This is a genomic window from Lactobacillus delbrueckii subsp. delbrueckii DSM 20074 = JCM 1012, from assembly GCF_001433875.1.
Lineage (GTDB): Bacteria > Bacillota > Bacilli > Lactobacillales > Lactobacillaceae > Lactobacillus > Lactobacillus delbrueckii.
Window position 1 is genome coordinate 6214 of record NZ_AZCR01000042.1, and the last position, 7144, is coordinate 13357.

At 53.0% G+C, this 7144-nt stretch carries 4 protein-coding genes; all 4 read left to right on the top strand.

Annotation, left to right across the window (positions count from 1 at the left end; all coding sequences use genetic code 11):
• The coding region (addA, locus tag FD23_RS06255; protein ID WP_236743901.1) for a helicase-exonuclease AddAB subunit AddA at positions 1 to 3445 on the top strand (3445 nt) is incomplete at its 5' end.
• Positions 3446 to 3473: 28 nt separating this feature from the next.
• Positions 3474 to 6266: a helicase C-terminal domain-containing protein gene (locus tag FD23_RS06260; RefSeq protein ID WP_025896044.1), complete on the top strand. Its 2793-nt coding sequence runs from the start codon at positions 3474 to 3476 to the stop codon at positions 6264 to 6266.
• Entirely contained in the window at positions 6259 to 6753 is a 495-nt protein-coding gene (locus FD23_RS06265; protein WP_052933651.1) for a hypothetical protein, read from the top strand. The genes FD23_RS06260 and FD23_RS06265 overlap by 8 nt, the downstream gene beginning before the upstream one ends.
• Before the next feature lie 61 nt (positions 6754 to 6814).
• Positions 6815 to 7144, top strand: a 330-nt coding sequence (locus FD23_RS06270; protein WP_236743902.1) for an OB-fold nucleic acid binding domain-containing protein, incomplete at its 3' end; no start/stop codon positions are given.

Consider the following 7144-nt stretch of genomic DNA (forward strand, 5'->3'; position numbering starts at 1 on the left):
AACAGATGCCAGCCAGGCCGACTTTTTGCGCCGGCAGCTGGCTGAAATCGATACCGCGATTATTTCCACGATCGACTCTTTCTGTTTGGACGTCATCCGCCGCTTTTACTTCGCGATCGACATCGACCCGGACTTCAGCATTTTGACTGACGCCACCCAGATTGAGCTTTTAAAGGAAAGAGCCTTGAGGGATGTCGAAAACAGCTACCTGCAAAATGAGAGCCAAGAGAAAAAAGACCGTTTCCTGGCCCTCTATGATGCCTTTGCCGGCGACAGCGACGCCAATTCAGCCAGAGACTTGCTTTTGGATTTATACCAGTTTGCCATGGCCCGGCCCAACTACCGGGCTTGGCTGCAAAAGCTGGCTGCCCCTTACCAGCTGGAGACCAGCGACGTCGTTGACAGCGCCCTCTGGCAGGAGAAAATCAAGCCTTACCTGGAGGAAGAATTTTCCAACCTGGCGGCCAAGCTGAGGGCTTTGATGGCCGAAGCCGACTTTGACCATGAAAAGTTTGCCAAGTACCAGCCAGCTTTTACGGCTTTTGCCACCAGTCTGGCCAGCTACCGGGAGAGCCTGGCCACAGATGATCCCTTTGACCGGCAAAGAGAGCTGCTGGCGGCCTGCCAGTTTGACGGGACCCTGCGGACTAACAAGGAGATCGCCGACTTTGTCGAGGAGGCAAAGGAGGTTAAAGAAGCTTGCAAGCAGCTGGTCTTTAATGTCTATACCAGTTTTTACGCAAGCAGCAATGCTGACCAGAAGGCCCTCTTAGCCAAGGGGGCAGAAATCGCCTCCGCGGCAGCGGAAGTTGAACTGGCCTTTATTGACCGCTTTAACGAATTGAAGCGGGCTGACCGGGTCCTGGACTTCAGCGACATGGAGCAGTTGGCCTATGAAATTCTGACCCAGGACAGTTCAAACTCTGACCTGGCCCGGGCCTACTACCAAAGCCGCTTCAAGGAAATCATGGTCGATGAATACCAGGACACCAACGCCCTGCAAGACGGCTTGATCCAGCGGCTGAAAAAAGCGGGGAAGAACAACCTCTTCATGGTCGGGGACGTCAAGCAGTCAATCTACGGATTCCGCCAGGCGGAACCCAGCCTGTTTATCGCCAAATATGATGAATATGGCCAGGAAAATTCGGCTGACAAGCAGCGGATTATTTTTGCCGAAAACTTCCGCTCCAGCCAGCCGGTCACCCAAGCTGTTAACTTGATCTTTGACAGCCTCTTAACCAAGGATTTCGGGGGGATTGACTACCAAAAAGAAGGGCAGCTGAAATTCGCGGCTGGCTATGACCCAGAGGCGGCCCTGCCGACTGAAACAGAAGTCCTCTACCAGGAAGATTCATCTGCAACAGATGATGACGGGGAATTGAACCAGGGCGATTTAGCCATGGTCATCAGCCGGATTCAGAAGCTGATCGCTGACCAGACGCCAATTTTTGACCCGAAGACCGGGCAGACCCGGCCGGTCAGCTATGGGGACATCGCCATCTTAACCCGGTCCAATACCAGCAACCTGGACATCAAGCAGGAATTTGACCGCTACGGGATCCCGCTCTTTGTCATGGATGTCCAGAACTACTTCCAGACTTTTGAATTGACGGTCATCATGTCCTACTTGAAGATCATCGACAACCCGGACCAGGATATTCCCCTGGTGGCGGTTTTGCGGTCTCCGATTTTTAACTTCTCCAGTTCAGATCTGGCCGAAATCCGCCTGGTCAACAAGAGCGTCAGCTTCTACACGGCTTTAAGAACTTATGCTAAAAAAGATACAGATCTGGCTGCCCGCTGCCGGGACTTTTTGGCCCAATTGCAGTACCTTCGCGACTTTTCCTTGAGCCACCGGATTTCAGAACTGCTCTGGACCATTTACGAGCGGACCAGCTTTTTGGAAATCGTGACGGCCATGACTAACGGCCAGCAGCGCCGGCTCAACTTGACTGCCTTGTACGAAAGAGCCAGCGCCTACGAAAGTTCGGGCTTCAAGGATCTTTACCAGTTCATCAACTTTATTGCCAGAATGCGGAAAAACCAGAAGGACCTGGCCCAGCCGATCCTGAGCGAAAATGCCGGCAACTCAGTCAAGCTGATGACCATCCATGCCTCAAAGGGGCTGGAATTCCCGGTCGTCTTTGTCTTGGGCCTGGAGCACCGCTACAATTACCAGCAAGACATTACCGGCAGCTATGTCTTAGATGCCAGCGGCCTGGGCCTGTCCTTTGCCTATCCTTTTGATGAAGCGGAATACCGGGCAGATACTTTGGCTAATGCCTGGCTGAAGATTGCCAAAAAGCAGAAGTTGCTGGAAGAAGAAGCCCGCCTGCTTTACGTAGCTTTGACCCGGGCCAAGCAGAAGCTGATTTTGGCGGCAAATATCAAGCTGCCAGCCGGAACCGACCTGGCGGGCTTGGAAGAGAAGTGGGCCAAGGAAATTTCTGCTGGCCGCCTGCCCCTTTTGGATAAGATGAAGGTAGCCAAGCCCCTGGACTTTTTAGCCCCGGCTTTAGCCCGCGCCAAGCAGGTGAAGCGGCTGGGTGAAAAAGCCGTCAGCGACCTGGCGACAGGCCAAGAAGGCAGTCTGGTCTTTGTCCACTTTGACCCCAAGAAAGACCAGGCCCAATTGCCGGATAGTGAGGCCGTGGCGGCCAGCGGGGCAGACTTGACGGAAGATGAAGCAGCCGTCTTTAAGCAGGCAGAAAAGCTCTATGCCTTCAGCCAGGGTGGCTATCCTTACTTGGATGCCAGCCGGACCACGGCCTACCAGGCGGTGTCTGAAATCAAGAAGGCTTTTGGCGACCCGATCGAAGACGAACTGGCTGACTCCCACATTTCGGAACTGCAGTCAGCCAACCGCTACCTGCAGCCGATCGATACTGAACCTGACTTCCTCTTCCAAAATACGGTCAGCTCAGCTGAACTGGGGACAGCCAGCCACCTGGTCTTGCAGTATTATGACTATGCCAAAGGCGACAAGGATGCCATTGACAGCTGCATTGCCGACCTGGTGGAAAAGGGCCGGCTGAGCCAGACCTTGGCCAGTAAGCTGGACCGGGAAGCCTTGTCCTGGTTTGTCAAGAGCGACTTTGCCAAAGACTTTTACCAGCAGCCTGACCGCCTCCACCGGGAGGAAAATTTTGCCACCATCCTGTCGCCGAAGACTTTATTTAAGGATTTCAGCGATTTTCCAGGAAAAATTTTGGTTCACGGGACAATCGATGGCTATTATGAAGCGGAGAATGGTATCATTTTATTTGACTACAAGACTGACCACGTGAACCCGCGTAAGCAGGAGGAAGCAATTCAGAAGCTGAAAGAGAAGTACCAGGGCCAGTTGCACCTTTATGAGCGGGCCTTGAATGAATCTGGCCGGCTGCCTGTTTTGAAAAAGTACCTGGTGCTTTTGAGCTGCCGGGAAATTGTTGAAGTTGATTAGAAGTTTTTAGGAGTGAAAGGAGCGGAAAATTGTGGATTTTTTTGCCGGCGAAAGCTTCGCGGTCGTTGACTTGGAAACGACCGGGACGCGCAAGGAAGAGGGGGACCGGATCATCCAGTTTGGCTGCGCCATAGTCAAAGATGGTGAAGTGGTTAAAACTTATTCCTTCATGATGAACCCCCACCGGAAAATTCCCCTGGCCGTGACCAATTTGACCGGTATCGACCAGAAGATGGTGGCCGGCCAGGCTGATTTCAAGCACTATGCCCCGAAGATCCGCGAGATCCTGCAGGATACGGTTTTCGTGGCCCATAACGTCAATTTCGACTTTCCTTTCTTGAACTACGAATTGACCAATGCCGGCTTTGAGCCCTTGACCTGCAAGGCGGTTGACACGGTTGAACTGGCCAAGATCGCCTTTCCGACCCTGCCTTCTTACAAGTTGCGGGACTTGACGGCCAGTCTGGAGATCAAGCACGCCAACCCCCACAAGGCGGATTCTGACGCCTATGGGACAGCCGTCTTGCTCTTGAAGATCATCGACAAGCTGGCTTCTTTGCCCCAGGCAACTTTGAATGTTCTGGGCTCTTTGGCCAGTGGCCTTATCCGGGACACGGGGGACGTGATCAAGGTGATTGCTGACCGGTCCCGGCAAAGCAGGCGCAAACTGCCCAAAGACAAGATGCAGGTCCGCAACCTGGTCTTAAAGAGGCAGGAGATTCCGGCGGTTGAACATGGGGAAAATGGGCATTTTCCAGTTAAAGACACGGACAAACGCAAGCTTTTTAAAGGCAAGATCAATTACCGGCAAGCCCAAGTGGACCTAATCGACCGCTTGCACGACTTTGTCGAAGATGCCGGGCAAAGGGTCATGCTGGCTGAAGCGCCAAACGGGACAGGGAAGACTTTTGCCTACCTTTTCGCCTACGCCTACCAGCTCTATTCCGGCAAAAAATTAGTAATTGCTACACCGACCAAGGTCCTCCAGCAGCAGCTCCTAGACCAGGAAATTCCCCAGCTCCTGCGGGTTACGGGCCTTGGCTTAAACGCGGAAATGGTCAAGTCCAGCAGCCACTACCTGGATTTAGACGGTTTTGCCCAGACTCTCTACCAGAATTCGCCCAACAAGGCGACCTTGCTCTTGCAGATGCAGATCCTGGTCTGGCTGACAGAAACGACAACTGGGGACATGGATGAATTGCAGCTGACCAGCCAGCAGCTGCCGATTTTTAACCAGCTCAAGCACCCGGGGGATGCCCGGGTGGCCAGCCAGTTTGCCAGCGTTGACTTCTGGAACCTGGCCCGCCGCCGGCAGGAGCAGGCCAACATTTTGGTGACTAACCACGCCTACCTGGTCAACCACTACATGGACTCCATCTGGGGGCAGAATCCTTACCTGGTAATTGACGAAGCCCACCGCTTCAGCGAAAACCTGCAGACGGCCCGGATGGACTCCCTGCGCTTGGAAGCAATTTGGGGCAGCATCAGCCACCTGCGCAATTTGCTCTACTTTACGGACAATAACCTGCTCAGACAAAGCGAGGAAAATGTCCAGCTGCAGTTCATGCTGGACCTCTTGGACCAGGAAAGCCTGGACTTGATTCACAGCTTGAACCGAATGCAAAAGTACCTCTACCAGCACAAGGGGCAGGCGATCAGCCAGGTTGTTTTGCCCAACAAGAGCCTGCAGCTGACCATCCAGGGCCAGGATCTCTTCCCGGAAAACTCTCAGTTCCGGCCACTTCTTAGACAGTTTCAGCAGCAATTGGAGCAGGTCCGGATCCATACCAACCAGATCCGCTACTTGCTGGAGCAGGAAAAGGACCGCTTTTTAACTGATGAGGAATCTTTGCTGGAAGAATTGAATGACCAGGTCGACCTGCTGGAATTCTACACGGGAAAGAGCTACCAGCTGTCTGACCTCTTGAACCAGTCGCTCTTGGATCATTTGGGCTTCGTGGTCAACGTGACCAACCCCGAAGATGCTCTCAGCAGCAACCTCCACTGGCTCAGCCTGGACAGTTCTGAAGAATTGCATAAAATTTACGACCGCTTTGACCATATCAGCATGATCAGTGCGACAATAACTAATGACGGCAATTTTGCCTTTGCCAAGCAGTTCCTGGCCCTGCCAAATTTGGGTGTCTCCTGCTACAAGGGCAAGGCCAGCTTCCCCATGGCTGACCATCTGGAGATTCTGGCCATGGACGAGGGGCAGCCGGAACCAGACAGCCCGCGTTTTTTGGAAGAATTGAAAAATATCCTGACCAAGGACTTAAGCGGGCAAAAGCACGTTTTGTGCCTGTTTACCAATCTGGACTTGATCAAGCAGCTCTACTTTGAACTGCTGAATGATCCCCGGGTTAAGGACTATGAGCTCCTGGCCCAGGGCTTGACGGGGTCAAATGAGCGGATCACCCGCCGCTTTGTCATCGCTGAACAGTCAATCTTGCTGGGGGCGGATAGCTTCTGGGAAGGGGTGGACTTCCACAATTGCGGGATTGACCTGGTTATCGCGACCCGCCTGCCATTTGAGTCCCCAGACCTGCCGGAGGTTAGCCTCAGGCAGCACTACCTGGCCCAAAGAGGCTGGGATGTCTTTCAAGAGGACTCTTTGCCCCGGGCGGTTCTCCGCCTGCGGCAGGGATGCGGCCGCTTGATCCGGGGCGAGGATGATCATGGGCAGTTTTTGATCCTGGATCCCCGGATCTGGACCAAGAGTTATGGCCCGGCCTTTAGGTCCAGCCTGCCGGCTCCGGTGCAAAGGGTTAAAGCGAGTGAGTTAAAAAAGAAGTTGAAGTTCGAGAGGAAAAATGCTTAACGAAAGAGTCAAAAATGTCTTGCAGTATCTGGCCTGGCTGGTCTTCTTCCTGTTTTTGCTTTACGCGGGAACAGTGGCGGTTGTTGCTAAGGCAGCCAAGCCGTACAGTCAGCAGAAAGAGAAAGTCGCCAAGCTGGTCAAGCGGACTTCCATGAAGCAAATTGACAAGTACTACCATTTGAGCCGGGGCGTCAAGTCATATTCAGCCAGCGGGAAAACCAGTAAGGGTAAGGCGGCTTACTTCATCTACCTGCCGGGTAAACATAAGGCCTACTATTATTCAGCTAGTGACGGCGTCAGCGAAAGCACGGTCAAATCCAGCTTTCAGAAGTCTTACCCAAAAAAGGCCATCAAGGAAGTCAACCTAGGCTGGTATCAAAAGCAGGCCGTCTGGGAAGTCACGGCAGTCAACGCAGACGGCAGCTACTGCTATGCCATCTACAAGTTCAAGGATGGCCAGCTCCTGTCTCTGGTCGATAAGTTATAGAAGATCAGGTAAAAATCTGCTATCATGGATAGAGTTATAAAAATAAGGTGGAATTAAAAGAATGACAGAATTGATTTCAATCAGAGAATCAGCCAAGCACGTTGACGAAGAAGTCAGAATGCACGTCTGGCTGACCGACAAGCGGTCCAGCGGGAAGATCGTCTTCCTGCAATTAAGAGACGGTACGGCCTTCTTCCAAGGCGTTGTCCGCAAGAACGATGTCAGTGAGGAAGTTTTTGAAGCAGCTAAGGGCCTGCGCCAGGAAGCAAGCTTCTACCTCACCGGGATCATCCATGAAGACGCCCGGTCCCACTTCGGCTACGAAATCCAGATCAGCGACCTGGAAGTCGTCTCAAACAATGAAGGCTACCCGATCACCAACAAGGAACAC

Excerpts from the sequence above, each read along its gene's own strand:
- FD23_RS06265 (WP_052933651.1), top strand. The coding sequence starts at position 6,259 with ATGCTTAACGAAAGAGTCAAAAATGTCTTGCAGTATCTGGCCTGGCTG.